This is a genomic window from Pseudomonas sp. GW101-3H06, assembly GCF_059424605.1.
Genome location: NZ_JBWKZO010000001.1, coordinates 5,107,534 through 5,119,832 on the forward strand (window position 1 = coordinate 5,107,534; position 12,299 = coordinate 5,119,832).

10 protein-coding genes and 1 pseudogene are annotated in these 12,299 nt (G+C 61.1%); 10 read left to right on the forward strand and 1 reads right to left on the reverse strand.

Annotated features, from left to right (window positions below; translation table 11 throughout):
• Positions 1–219 precede the first annotated feature (219 nt).
• The 10 genes and pseudogenes from gap (at position 220) to AC07ZE_RS23440 (ending at position 11,204) form a co-directional block, all read left to right on the forward strand.
• Positions 220–1,221 (forward strand): type I glyceraldehyde-3-phosphate dehydrogenase, encoded by a 1,002-nt coding sequence (gap, locus tag AC07ZE_RS23395; protein WP_095193197.1) that lies wholly within the window; start codon positions 220–222, stop codon positions 1,219–1,221.
• 24 nt (positions 1,222–1,245) lie between these two features.
• Positions 1,246–1,710 carry a methylglyoxal synthase gene (locus tag AC07ZE_RS23400; protein WP_207266809.1) on the forward strand — a complete coding sequence of 155 codons (465 nt, stop codon included), beginning with the start codon at positions 1,246–1,248 and terminating at the stop codon, positions 1,708–1,710.
• A gap of 77 nt (positions 1,711–1,787) precedes the next feature.
• Positions 1,788–2,306, forward strand: a complete 519-nt coding sequence (locus AC07ZE_RS23405) for an RNA polymerase sigma factor (protein WP_207266810.1) — start codon at positions 1,788–1,790, stop codon at positions 2,304–2,306.
• A gap of 109 nt (positions 2,307–2,415) precedes the next feature.
• The gene (locus AC07ZE_RS23410) at positions 2,416–3,381 is read left to right on the forward strand and encodes a FecR family protein (protein ID WP_207266811.1); all 966 of its coding nucleotides are present in this window, start codon (positions 2,416–2,418) and stop codon (positions 3,379–3,381) included.
• A gap of 122 nt (positions 3,382–3,503) precedes the next feature.
• A complete protein-coding gene (locus AC07ZE_RS23415; protein WP_207266813.1) occupies positions 3,504–6,092 on the forward strand; it encodes a TonB-dependent receptor in 2,589 nt (862 codons plus the stop codon).
• A 113-nt stretch (positions 6,093–6,205) separates the two neighbouring features.
• Positions 6,206–6,808, forward strand: a complete 603-nt coding sequence (locus AC07ZE_RS23420) for a biliverdin-producing heme oxygenase (protein WP_207266814.1) — start codon at positions 6,206–6,208, stop codon at positions 6,806–6,808.
• A 158-nt stretch (positions 6,809–6,966) separates the two neighbouring features.
• Positions 6,967–7,344, forward strand: a complete 378-nt coding sequence (locus AC07ZE_RS23425; RefSeq protein WP_207266815.1) for a YbaN family protein — start codon at positions 6,967–6,969, stop codon at positions 7,342–7,344.
• 473 nt (positions 7,345–7,817) lie between these two features.
• Positions 7,818–8,825 (forward strand): annotated as a pseudogene (locus AC07ZE_RS23430) (methyl-accepting chemotaxis protein); the annotation flags it as partial.
• A 102-nt stretch (positions 8,826–8,927) separates the two neighbouring features.
• Entirely contained in the window at positions 8,928–9,683 is a 756-nt protein-coding gene (locus AC07ZE_RS23435; protein ID WP_371807299.1) for a methyl-accepting chemotaxis protein, read from the forward strand.
• A 174-nt stretch (positions 9,684–9,857) separates the two neighbouring features.
• Positions 9,858–11,204, forward strand: a complete 1,347-nt coding sequence (locus AC07ZE_RS23440; protein ID WP_207266817.1) for a CoA transferase — start codon at positions 9,858–9,860, stop codon at positions 11,202–11,204.
• A gap of 134 nt (positions 11,205–11,338) precedes the next feature.
• On the opposite strand, the gene AC07ZE_RS23445 is transcribed toward AC07ZE_RS23440, so the two are convergent.
• Positions 11,339–12,202, reverse strand: a complete 864-nt coding sequence (locus AC07ZE_RS23445) for a DNA-3-methyladenine glycosylase family protein (protein ID WP_207266818.1) — start codon at positions 12,200–12,202, stop codon at positions 11,339–11,341.
• Positions 12,203–12,299: the final 97 nt, after the last annotated feature.

Consider the following 12,299-nt stretch of genomic DNA (forward strand, 5'->3'; position numbering starts at 1 on the left):
TGTAGAACTCCAGGCTAACGGATGTGGCGACCTGATTGTCTATGCTGATCAAACACCGGTGTCGATGGGATGACAGACGGTTTTTTTGACCATTCGGACCAGTTGATTCAGGTCACTCGTTGTAGATTGAACAAAATATTGCCATTAAAAAGGCTTGTTTTCTATTTTTTTGCGAATAATCTTGTAATTCCAACAACAAAACGACGGCGGCGCTGATAAATGACTCTTCGAATCGCAATCAATGGTTTTGGCCGTATTGGCCGTAACGTCCTTCGCGCACTCTATACGCAAGGCTATCGTCAGGATTTGCAGATCGTCGCCATCAACGACTTGGGGGACAGCGCAATCAATGCGCACTTGCTCAAGTACGACACTGTTCACGGCACGTTCGACGCCGATGTCCAGCACGATCAGGAAAGCCTCACCGTTAACGGCGACCGTATCGCGGTCAGCGCCATTCGCAATCCGGCCGACCTGCCTTGGGCCGCGGAAAAGATTGATGTGGTATTCGAATGCACCGGTCTGTTCACGGACCGGGCCAAAGCCGCCGCGCATATTACGGCCGGCGCACGCAAAGTGATCATCTCGGCTCCAGCCAAGGGCGCCGACGCCACTGTGGTGTACGGGGTCAACCACGACATTCTGCGCCAGTCGCACCAGATTATTTCCAACGCGTCGTGCACCACCAACTGCCTGGCTCCGGTGGCGCAGGTGCTGCACCGCGAACTGGGCATCGAAAGCGGTCTGATGACCACCATCCATGCCTACACCAACGATCAGAACCTGACCGACGTTTATCACACCGACCCGTACCGCGCGCGCTCGGCCACCCAGAACATGATCCCGAGCAAGACCGGCGCCGCCGAAGCGGTCGGCCTGGTGTTGCCGGAGCTGGCCGGCAAGTTGACCGGCATGGCGGTGCGCGTACCGGTGATCAACGTGTCCCTGGTGGACCTCACCGTACAGCTCAAGCGCGAAGCGTCGGCCGACGAAGTCAATGCGATCATGAAAGAAGCCAGCCAGCACTCGAAAATTCTCGGCTACAACACCCTTCCACTGGTCTCCAGCGACTTCAACCAAAACTCGCTGTCGTCGATTTTCGACGCCAACCACACCAAATCCAGCGGCAAACTGCTCAAAGTGCTGGCCTGGTACGACAACGAATGGGGCTTCTCCAACCGCATGCTCGATAACTGCCTGGCGCTGTGCAACGCCGAATAAGCCGCCAAGCAGGAGCAGCACCCGATGATCGGTATCAGCTTCACGCAAAAGACCCTGGCGGCGCGCAAGCGTATCGCCCTGGTCGCCCATGACCATTGCAAAGTGTTTTTGCTGGACTGGGCCGAGCGGCAGAAAGACCGGCTGGCGCAGCATGAACTGGTCGCCACCGGCACCACGGGGTTGTTGTTGCAACAGCGCCTCGACCTGCCGGTGGAGAGCATGATCAGTGGCCCACTGGGTGGTGACCAACAGCTCGGCGCGCGAATTGCCGAGCAACGGGTCGACATGCTGGTGTTCTTCTGGGACCCGTTCGAACCACAACCCCACGACCCGGACATCAAGGCACTACTGCGGGTCGCGGCGGTCTGGAACATCCCGGTGGCCTGCAACGAATGCAGTGCTGACTACCTGCTCAGCAGCCCGTTGATGGATCAGGCGCACGAGCACCGGATTCCGGATTACGCGACGTATTTGCAGGGCCGTGCGTAAAGCTTCACAAATCAATACTTGACCATTCGAGCGGATGATAAGCATTATCATTCGCTCGAAACGGATCAGGTCTTCCCGTGAGTCAATCGCGCTTCAACGACGTCTTCATCACCCAGCGAGTGTCCCTGCTGCGCACGCTGGAGCGGATGGTCAACAATCACAGCACCGCTGAAGACCTGCTGCAGGAGACCTACCTGCGCGTGGCCCGCGCGCTCGGCGAGCGGACCATTGATCACCTGGAACCCTTCGTTTTCCAGACCGCCCGCAACCTGGCGCTGGACCATTTGCGTGCGCGACGCATTCACTCGCGCACCATGGTCGATGACGTGCCGCTGGACGTGGTGGAAAGCGTCGCCGCCTCCGCCAGCAGTGCCGAGGACGCCGCCCATGCCGAACAATTGCTCGAGCGTCTGAACGTGCGCCTCAGTCAACTCAGCCCCCGTCAGCAACAAATTTTCATCCTCAGTCGCCTGCACGGGCACAGCTATCTGGAGATCGCCGAAAAACTCGGCGTGTCTCTCAGTACCGTGCAAAAGGAGCTGAAACTGATCATGACGATCTGTATGGGCGTCGCAGGACGCAGCTCCAGGCTTTAAGCTGCAAGCCGCAAGTTAAAAACGGCAAGTCAAAGGCCTAACCAAGCTTGAAGCTTGAAGCTTGAAGCTTGAAGCTTGAAACTGCTTTTCAAAAGCCTGAGGAAACCCCGTGACGGACACCCACCGCTCCCCTTCGCCCTCACCGGCGCAGGCCACTGCAGAGGCGATGGACCAGGCCCTGGACTGGCTGATCGTGCTGGACAGCCCGAGCGAAGAACAGACCCGCCAGTTCCACCAATGGCTGGCGGCCGACCCGGCCCATGCAGAGGCGTTCGCCAGGGCCCAGGCGATCTGGAACGGTCCGCAAGTCACGCAGTGCGCGCAAAGCCTGGCAGCACGGCCAGCCAAAGTCACCCTGCTGTCGCGCCTGCGCCCGCACTGGAAACCCTTGGCCACCGCTGCTGTGCTGATCCTCGGCCTGTTCAGTTTCAGCAATCTGCCGCTGCGCCTGCAGGCCGATCACCTGACGGTGGTCGGTGAACGCCAGCGCCTGCAACTGGAGGACGGTTCGAAAGTCCTGCTCAACACCAACTCGGCATTTTCCAGCACCATCAACGACCAACAGCGTGTGGCGCGCCTGTATCAGGGCGAAGCGTTTTTCGAGGTGCAGCCCCATCGCGGCCAACCGCTGGAGATCGACGCCGGCCCGGTCACCGCCAGCGTTCGCGACACAGCATTCGCCGTGCGTTATCTGGATGGCGTGACCCAGGTTCGAGTGCAGCGCGGCGATGTCGATCTGCGCGCCACCCGCGATGACGCAAGGGTTCGCCTGACGGCCGGCGAAAGCATCCGCATCGGCCCCAATGGTTTCGACCGTCCGGCCAAACTGGACGCCGCCACCGACCTGGCCTGGGTCCAGGGTCGCCTGGTGTTCGAAAACTGCCCGCTGAACCAGGTGCTGGCGGAGTTACGTCGCTACTATCCGGGCTGGATCATCAACAACAATGAGCAGCTGGCCGATGTCGCCGTGACCGGAAATTACCGTCTCGACCAACCGCTGGACGTGGTCCGCTCACTGGCCCACATCACCTCGGCACGGCTCAAGGAGTTCCCCGCGCTGGTCATTCTCAACTAAACCCGAATTATTTTTACTCGATAGCCAAAGCTCATACGTCTCGTTATAGCCAATGCAATTGATTCGCATCTACGAATGCCAATCAGCACCTATAAAGATTCGTGCGACACGGAGCGCTATCGATGTCCTCTCGCCTTACCCGCCAGTCCTCTTCACCTTCGCGCATGCTCTCACTGCTGACCGCTGCCATCCTGATGGCCGGCACTGCACCGGTCATGGCCGCCACTGCCGAACAGCCCAGCCGCAACATGGGCGACTACGCGTTCGCCATCGCGCCCCAGCCGCTGGTCTCGGCACTCAATGACTTTACCGCCGTGACAGGCTGGCAGGTCGGCTTGCCGGCAGAACTGGCTGAAGGGGTGACATCGCCGGGGGTGCGCGGGTCGCTGGCGCCGGAAAAAGCCCTGGATCGCCTGTTGGTGGGGACCAACCTGAGCTACCGCAAACTGGGCAATAACAACATCGTGCTGGAACGCCGCACCAGCGCCGGCACCCTGAATCTGCAACAGGTGACCATCAGCGCCACGCGTAACGAGCAGGACGTGAACAGCGTGCCCAGCACCGTCACTGTGCACACTCGCGAAGAACTGGACCGCAACAACGTCAATACCATCAAGGAACTGGTGCGCTACGAGCCCGGCGTTTCCGTGGGGGGTGCCGGTACACGGGGCGGAATCAGCGGCTACAACATCCGTGGTATCGACGGTAACCGCGTGCTGACCCAGATCGACGGTGTTGAAATACCCAACGGCTTCTTCAACGGCCCTTACGCCAAGACCCAGCGCAACTACGTCGACCCGGAAATCATCAAACGCGTCGAAATTCTCCGCGGTCCGGCTTCGGTACTCTACGGCAGCAATGCCATCGGCGGCGCGGTCAGTTACTTCACCCTCGACCCGGACGACATCATCAAGCCCGGCCAGGACGTCGGTGCGCGCCTGAAGACCGGTTACAGCTCCGCCGACGAAAGCTGGCTCAAGTCCGCCACCGTGGCCGGTCGCGCCGATCAGTTCGACGGCCTGCTGCATTACAGCCAGCGCGACGGTCATGAAACCGAATCCTATGGCAGCAACAACAGCACCGGCCTGACACGCACCGCCGCCAACCCGGAAGACGTGCGCGCCAGCAACGTGCTGGCCAAGATCGGCTGGAACTACAACGAAGATTCGCGCCTGGGCCTGGTTTACGAGAAGTACAAGGACGATCGGGACACCGACCAGAAAAGCGCTTACGGCGGCCCGTTCTTCGCGGGCGCCCCCACCATTCCCGCCAGCGTACTGCCCGGCGGCATGTACCAGTGGCGCACCGGTAACGACACCATTACCCGCGAGCGTTTTGGCCTGGAGCACAGCTTCGTCCTCGACAGTCGGCTGGCGGACAACGTCAAGTGGAGCCTGAACCACCAGATCGCCAAAACCGATCAGAGCACCGATGAGTTCTACTTTCCGATCACCCGCCAGGTCCTGCGTACCCGGGACACGATCTACGAAGAAAAGCAGTGGGTGTTCGATGCACAACTGGATAAAGCCTTCAGCATCGCCGACACCGAGCATGTGCTGACCTATGGCACCACCCTCAAGCAGCAAAAAGTCACTGGCTCGCGCAGCGGTAACGGTACTTGCCTGGCGGTCGGTCGCGGCTGCACCGCCATCGGTGCCACCAGCACGGCGGACGTACTGAAGAAATCCAGCGACTTCCCGGACCCGACCATCAACACCTACAGCGTGTTCGCCCAGGATCAGATCAGCTGGAACAACTGGACCTTTCTACCGGGCCTGCGCTACGACTACACCGAGCTCAAGCCGCACATCACCCAGGCGTTTCTCAACACCGTGGCCGCCGATGGTCGCGGCACCGTCAGCGACGACAACAAGACCTGGCACAAAGTCTCGCCCAAGTTCGGCCTGACCTACGCCTTCAACGACCATTACACCTGGTACGGCCAATACGCCGAAGGGTTCCGCACCCCGACCGCGAAGGCACTTTACGGACGTTTCGATAACACCGCCGCCGGCTACCGCGTGGAACCGAATCCGGATCTGGATCCGGAAAAAAGCCAAAGCTACGAGACCGGTCTGCGGGGCAACTTCGAGCAGGGCTACTTCGACGTGGCGGTGTTCTACAACAAGTACCGCGACTTCATCAACGAAGACGCCGTGACCCCAGGCTATGACGAACCGACCTTCCAGAGCGCCAACATCAAACATGCCACCATCAAGGGGGCTGAGATCAAGGGCCGCCTGAACCTCGACGCCCTTGGTGCGCCACAAGGCCTCTATACCCAGGGATCGGTGGCATACGCCTACGGGCGCAACAACGACAACGGCGAGCCGATCAACAGCGTCAACCCGCTGACCGGGGTGCTCGGCCTCGGTTACGACCAGGACAACTATGGCGGCTTGCTCAGCTGGACCCTGGTCAAGAAAAAGGATCGCGTCGACGACAGCAACTTCAAGTCGCCGGACGGCGTCAGCAGCCAGTTCAAGACTCCGGGCTTCGGCGTGCTGGACCTGAGCGCCTACTACAAAGTGACCGACGACGTGACTGTCAGCGGTGGCGTGTACAACCTGACCGACAAAAAGTACTGGCTGTGGGATGACGTGCGCGGCTACGACAACGTCGGCGAAGCCTCGGTAACACAACCGGCCAACCTCGATCGCCTGACTCAACCGGGCCGCAACTTCGCGGTCAACCTGATCTGGGATATCTGACCACGATCACCACGCAGCGCGACTTGATGAACGTCGCGTTGTGAGGATTTTTACTGTCATGCGCCTGCTCATTCGTCTCGTTAGCAGGCACTTCTCTTTCTCAAGGACTTCCCATGACCACCCAGGACACCGCTCAACGCCCGGCTTTGCGCTCGCAACGCCTGAACCAGATCACCCACGAACCCCACAGCAAACTCGACGCCCTGGTCAAAGCCCACGCCCCGTTCGAAACACAGACCAACTTCGCCCGTTTCGTTGTGGCGCAGTACTTGTTCCAGTCGGAATTGGTAGCGCTGTACAACGATGCCGAGCTGACTGCCATCGTCCCTGACCTGCCTGATCGCTGCCGTGCTGAAGCGGCCAAGGCTGACCTGGCGGACCTGGAAACGGACGTGCCGGCGCCGATTGCTGGTGCCGTCAGTAACCCGAGCAAGGCTGAGGCGCTGGGCTGGCTCTTCGTCTCCGAAGGTTCGAAACTGGGCGCGGCGTTCCTGATCAAGCGCGCCGTGGGCCTTGGCTTGAGCGAAACCTTCGGTGCCCGTCACCTGGGTGAACCGGCCGGTGGCCGTGCTGAAGGCTGGAAGCGTTTCGTCAAGACACTCGATGGGCTGGAGTTCAGCGCCCAGGAAGAAGCCGAGCTGGATAAAGGCGCCATCGATGCGTTCAACCGCTTTACCGTGTTGCTGGAGCAGGCTTACACCCCGGAACTCGCCTGAAGAAACACTATCCCCTGTGGGAGCGAGCCTGCTCGCGAAGAGGCCGGCACATCCAGCATTTATGTCGGCTGGCACACCGCATTCGCGAGCAGGCTCGCTCCCACAATGGTCCGAGCAAGTCTGCAAGATCCCGATCCGCCTCACGCCCCCCCGAGCCCATGCCAGCCTCCTCCAAACTCATCCGCCTCCTCTTCGGTCTGCTGGCCTGCATCAGCCTGGGCATCGGCCTGATTGCCATCGTCATTCCCGGCCTGCCAACCACCGAATTCATCCTGCTGGCCGCCTGGGCTGCCACCCGCAGTTCGCCACGCTTGAGTGCCTGGCTGGAAAACCACCGACTGTTCGGCCCTCTGCTCAGTAACTGGCGCAACGGCAAAATCATTGCGCGTCGGGCCAAGGTCAGCGCCACCGTCAGCATGTTGCTGTGCGCCACGCTAATGCTGGTGATGCTCGATCATGGCTGGCCGATCTACCTGGCCGTCGCCGCAATGGGGATGGTCAATCTCTGGATCTGGTCGCGACCGGAATCCTCCTGAACCCGTTGGCGATTTTTTCTGTTTTTTTATTGATTTGCGGCATATTTTCCCGCGCAAACGTTCAACCATGACCGTTCGTCGGAACCCCTCTCATGCAACGCCATTCCCGCGCCGATGTGCAGTGAATGGCGCTGAATGGATTTGGCGTATCGAGTCAACCCGACTCACAGCCAACACTCATCCATTCGCGAGTTCGCCCTATGTTCGACTCACTGTCCATCCGCCTGAAAACTGTCCTGCTCTCCGGTCTGTGCCTGCTCGGCGTGGTCACGCTGATCGTCGGCATGAACTTCTACCAGACCAATCAGAACGATGAACTGGTCAGCGCCTCCAGCAGCAAGATGCTCACCGAGAGCGTGCAGAACCTGCTGCAGGCCAAGGCTGCCGAACAGGCGGTGCGGGTGCAGAAGACCTTCGGGGAAAGTCTGCTGGTGGTCACCGCCCTGGCCGATCAGATCAAGGACATGCGCGCCATGGCTGCCAAGCGTTCGCTTGAAGCCGGTGCCTTGCGCGAGGACCTGAACCAGAGCCTGAAAACTGCCTTCGAACGCAACAGCAAGGTACTGGGGATCTGGCTGGCGTTCGAACCCGATGGCCTGGACGGCAAGGACAGTGAATTCGCCAATGACGCGGCGCGCCAATCCAACGAAGCCGGACGTTTTGCCACTTACTGGAGCCGTGCCGGCGGCACCGGGTTGAACACGATCATGGTCGAAGACGACATGAACAAAACCGAGCTTAACCTCAGCGGCACGCCGTACAACGTCTGGTACACCTGCCCTCGCGACAGTAAACGCACCTGCCTGCTCGACCCGTATGCCGACACTGTTGCCGGCAAGGAAATGCTGATGACCACCATTTCCGTGCCGCTGCTGGTCGATGGCAAGGCCATCGGCGTGGTCGGTGTCGACATCGCTCTCGATGCCCTGCAAGCGGCGGCTGTCGATTCCCAGCGCGACCTGTTCAACAGCGCCGGTCACATGCTGATCGTCTCCGGCAGCGGTGTGCTCGCCGCCTACAGCGTCGACGCCGGCAAAGTCGGTAAAAGCATCGGCGACACCCTGGGCGCGGACGGCAAGGATGTCCTGCAATTGCTCAGCGCCGGCACCCCGAAGATTCTTGAACAGGGTGACCTGATCCGCGCGGTCTACCCGGTCAGCCCGATCGCCGACTCCAAAGCCTGGGGGGTGGTGATCGACTTGCCCAAGCAAGTGCTGTTGGCCGATTCGGTGAAACTGCAAACGGTGCTCGACGACGCCCAGCAAAGCGGCACGATCAAGGCAGTGGGCGTGGCGATCATCGCCGGACTGATCGGCTTGCTGTTGATCTGGCTCACCGCTACGGGCGTCACCCGGCCTATCAACAGCGTGGCCGAGATGCTCAAGGCGATTGCCAGCGGCGATGGCGACCTGACCCAACGCCTGCACTACAGCAAGAAGGATGAGCTGGGCGAACTGGTCAGCTGGTTCAACCGATTCCTCGACAAACTGCAACCGACCATCGCGCAGATCAAGCAAAGCATCACTGACGCTCGCGGCACTGCTGACCAGTCTTCGGAAATCGCCCGCCAGACCAGCGAAGGCATGCAGGTACAGTTTCGCGAAATCGACCAGGTCGCCACCGCGTCCAACGAAATGAGCGCCACCGCCCACGACGTCGCCAACAGTGCGTCGAACGCGGCCAGTGCCGCCAAGGGCGCCGACCAGTCGGCCCGCGATGGCATGCAGATCATCGAACGCAGTACCCGCGACATCAATCAGTTGGCCGACGAAGTCAGCAAGGCCGTGACCGAGGTCGAAGCGTTGGCAGTCAACAGCGAGCAAATCGGCTCGGTGCTGGAAGTGATCCGCAGCATCGCCGAGCAAACCAACCTGCTGGCACTCAACGCAGCGATTGAAGCCGCCCGTGCCGGTGAAAGCGGACGCGGCTTTGCGGTGGTCGCCGACGAAGTGCGCAACCTGGCCAAACGTACCCAGGATTCGGTGGAAGAAATTCGCCTGGTGATCGAACGCATCCAGAGCGGCACCCGCGGCGTGGTCGCCACCATGCATTCGAGCCAGACTCAGGCCCACAGCAACGCCGGCCAGATCCAGCAAGCGGTCCAGGCCTTGAGCAAGATCAGCGACGCGGTCACCGTGATCAGCGACATGAACCTGCAAATCGCCAGCGCCGCCGAACAACAGAGCGCCGTGGCCGAAGAGGTCAACCGCAACGTCTCGGCGATCCGCACCGTGACCGAAACCCTGACCGGACAAGCCACCGAATCGGCGCAGATCAGCAGCCAGCTCAACAACCTGACCACCCACCAGATGAAACTGATGGATCAGTTCCGGGTGTAATGATCCCATCGCACACCCCCTGTGGGAGCGCGCCTGCTCGCGAAGACGAATTGACCGTCAACATGAATGTTGACTGACAGACCGCTTTCGCGAGCAGGCTCGCTCCCACAGGTTTTTCATCAGCTTCATCGGCGTTTTGATCTATGCTCGGGCTCTCGCTCCGGAGGGCCTTCGATGACTGATTTACTCACGTCCATTCAAGCCGCACTCGGCTTGCCGCACACGCCAATCCCTTTCACCTCTACGGGCGCCCTGCCCTCGGCGTTCGCCGTCACGGACCTGGCCTGCGCCAGCATCGCCGCCGCGGGCCAGGCAATCAGCGAGTTGTTGCAGCAACAAACCGGACGCTTACCCGGCCTGGAAGTCGATCGGCGCCTGGCCTCGTTCTGGTTCTCCAGTTCGATCCGGCCTGTAGGCTGGAGCGTCCCACCGTTGTGGGACCCGATCGCCGGTGACTATGCCGCCAAAGATGGCTGGATTCGCCTGCACACCAATGCCCCCCATCACCGCGCCGCGGCCGAATCGGTGCTTGGCGCCTGTGCCGACCGTGCGGCGATGGCGAGCAAGGTGGCGCAATGGGCCAAGCGCGATCTGGAGCAGGCCGTGGTCGATGCCGGAGGCTGTGCCGCCGAAATGCGCAGCTGGGCACAGTGGCAGGCCCATCCACAAGGTCAGGCCGTGAACGCCGAAGCGCTGATTCAGTTCGGCCATCACAGCAGTCACAACGGCACACCGTGGCAGGGTTCGGTGGCGCAACCGCTGGCCGGGATCAAGGTGCTGGATCTGACCCGCGTACTCGCCGGCCCCGTCGCCAGCCGTTTTCTCGCGGGCCTTGGCGCCGACGTCTTGCGCATCGACCCACCGACCTGGAACGAACCGGGCGTGGTGCCGGAAATGACCTTGGGCAAGCGCTGCGCACGCCTGGACTTGCATGACAACGCCGATCGCCGCGTATTCGAAAGCCTGCTCAAGGACGCCGATATCGTGCTGCACGGCTACCGCGCCGATGCCCTGGAGCGCTTGGGTTACGGTGCCACTGAGCGGCAGAAACTGGCTCCCGGCCTGATCGACGCCAGCCTCAATGCCTACGGCTGGAGCGGCCCGTGGCTGAACCGTCGCGGCTTCGACAGCCTGGTACAGATGAGCAGCGGCATTGCCGAGGCCGGCATGCATTGGAAGCAGACGGATAAGCCGACGCCTTTGCCGTTGCAAGCCCTCGATCACGCCACCGGGTATCTGATGGCGGCCAGCGTGATCCAGTTATTGGCCGAGCGCTTGCGCAGTGGGCGCAGTGGATCGGCGCGATTGTCGTTGGCACGCACGGCAAAGTTGTTGATCGAGAATGGGCGCGGGATCGAAGGACCCTTGCGGACAGAGGATGAAAGCGACCAGGGAATGTTGGTCGAGCAGACACCCTGGGGACCGGCGCATCGGTTACATGTGCCGCTGAAGATCACCGGTACGCCATTGCAATGGGCGATTGCAGCCTCTGAATTGGGTTCCCATCGCGCGCAGTGGTAGTGACTGTCCGATTGCTTTCGCGAGCAGGCTCGCTCCACACATCGGCTACCGGTCCTCCTGGGGAACTCGGTCAACTGTGGGAGCGAGCCTGCTCGCGAAGGCGCCAGAACAGCCAACACAAAAGCCGGATCAATTCAGTCAGAACGACTCAACGAAGTCCAAAGCAACTGCGCCGCATACCCCCGAAACGGCCTCCACCCCTCAGCCCGCATCAATAGCTGCCGCGCCGTCACCGCCTCCCCCTCGAGCGCCGCCAAGGCATTGATCAACCCTACATCCCCCGTTGGAAACCCATCCATCTCGCGCAACTGCCGCAAAGCGATGTACTGCGCCGTCCAGTCACCAATGCCATACAACGCCAGCAACCGCGTCACGCCCCCCTGCCGACCAGGCTCGAACAACAACGGATCATCCAGCAATGCCTGAGCCACGCCCGACAAGGTTCGGCCACGGCTTTTCGGCATGCCCAGTGTCGCCAGGTCCGCCGCCGCCAACACCGCCGCCTCGGGAAACACATGGCTCACGCCGTTAGATGGTAAAGGCAATGGCGCGCCATATCGCGCCACCAGTTTCCCCGCCAGTTTGATCGCGGCACCCACCGTAATCTGCTGCCCCAACACCGCGCGAATCGCCAGCTCCAGCCCGTCCCATGTTCCGGGTACACGCAGCCCCGGGCGCTCGGCAATCAACCGCGCCAATAGCGGATCAACCGCCAGGTGTCGATGGATCGTGGTCAGGTCAGTATCCAGGTCGAACATCCGCCGCACTCGCGCGACGATTTCCGGCACGGCTTTCGGGTCGGGAAAATCCAGGGCCAACTCCAGGGAATCCGCTGTCGCCGGCTTGATCGACAGGGTGCCGTGAAGCCCCTTCAAACCGATGCTGCGCGAATAAATGCCATCGACCACCTCTTCCATTCCGGCAATCGCCCGCGCCGACAAGAAGCCAAGCATGGCTGGCCAGTCGTAGGGTGGTTGAAACGCAAGCAACAACTTCATGGCGGTCCCTCAAATTGATCAATGTGACCAGATTATCCTTTGTGGGAGCGAGCCTGCTCGCTCCCACAGGGATTTCACCAATCGCCCGCCCCAAGGC

Bases quoted from the DNA above. Each gene is read 5' to 3' on its own strand.
- gap (WP_095193197.1), top strand. From the start codon at position 220: ATGACTCTTCGAATCGCAATCAATGGTTTTGGCCGTATTGGCCGTAAC.
- AC07ZE_RS23400 (WP_207266809.1), top strand. From the start codon at position 1,246: ATGATCGGTATCAGCTTCACGCAAAAGACCCTGGCGGCGCGCAAGCGT.
- AC07ZE_RS23415 (WP_207266813.1), top strand. From the start codon at position 3,504: ATGTCCTCTCGCCTTACCCGCCAGTCCTCTTCACCTTCGCGCATGCTC.
- AC07ZE_RS23420 (WP_207266814.1), top strand. From the start codon at position 6,206: ATGACCACCCAGGACACCGCTCAACGCCCGGCTTTGCGCTCGCAACGC.
- AC07ZE_RS23425 (WP_207266815.1), top strand. From the start codon at position 6,967: ATGCCAGCCTCCTCCAAACTCATCCGCCTCCTCTTCGGTCTGCTGGCC.
- AC07ZE_RS23435 (WP_371807299.1), top strand. From the start codon at position 8,928: ATGCAGGTACAGTTTCGCGAAATCGACCAGGTCGCCACCGCGTCCAAC.
- AC07ZE_RS23440 (WP_207266817.1), top strand. From the start codon at position 9,858: ATGACTGATTTACTCACGTCCATTCAAGCCGCACTCGGCTTGCCGCAC.
- AC07ZE_RS23445 (WP_207266818.1), bottom strand. From the start codon at position 12,202: ATGAAGTTGTTGCTTGCGTTTCAACCACCCTACGACTGGCCAGCCATG.